The organism is Rhizobium deserti (genome assembly GCF_004358025.1).
Classification (GTDB): Bacteria; Pseudomonadota; Alphaproteobacteria; order Rhizobiales; family Rhizobiaceae; genus Neorhizobium; species Neorhizobium deserti.
In genome coordinates this window covers 1-707 of sequence record NZ_SMTL01000025.1, presented here as the reverse complement: position 1 = coordinate 707, position 707 = coordinate 1, and the positions used below count along the sequence as shown (strand labels likewise).

Below are 707 nucleotides of genomic sequence, written 5' to 3'. Positions count from 1 at the left end.
TGGGCTCGGACATCGGTCTACCTTGCGGTAAAACCAACACCTGGAAGCCTCCAGATCAATCTTCTCTTCACGATTTTTGCACAACAGGCAGCACCCAATGCGGATGATGCAAACTCATTTTTCTTCAAAGGATATGTCGCGCTCTCTCAACACCAAAATGCATTGGTGGAGCTGAGCGGGATCGAACCGCTGACCCCCTGCTTGCAAAGCAGGTGCTCTCCCAGCTGAGCTACAGCCCCAACCATCGCAACACCTGACATGCAAACCACGATGGGCAAGCCGCCAGGATCAGGTAAAACCATCTGCTAAACCACTTTGGCGAACCAAAATGGTGGGCCCGGGTAGACTCGAACTACCGACCCCACGCTTATCAAGCGTGTGCTCTAACCAACTGAGCTACGGGCCCATCTTGCCAAGCCTAAAAAGGCTCAACATCAACCGCCCATACAGGCCAGAGGCCGTCGCCGGTCGTCCGGCGCCCTCGCGGAGCGTCAGCCTGTCAAAGACAGGCGGTACGACGCGTGAGCGCAAACCAATGGTTCATATCCTTTTGAAGAAAGAGAAACGTAGTCGGCGGGTTCGCCATACCGAAACAGGCGGACCGAATAAACGATCCAGCGTCGGCGTATTGCGTTGCGATCGTGACCTGACTGGTCCGATCTATATTCTAAAAAGCATAAGGAAAGCTCATACCGGGAAGCATCCAA

Annotated in this window: 2 tRNA genes; both read right to left on the bottom strand. The window is 54.0% G+C overall.

The window, feature by feature from the left end:
* Positions 1–163: 163 nt before the first annotated feature.
* Positions 164–239, bottom strand: a tRNA-Ala gene (locus E2F50_RS22835).
* Between the two features lie 90 nt (positions 240–329).
* Positions 330–406, bottom strand: a tRNA-Ile gene (locus E2F50_RS22830).
* Between the last annotated feature and the right edge of the window lie 301 nt (positions 407–707).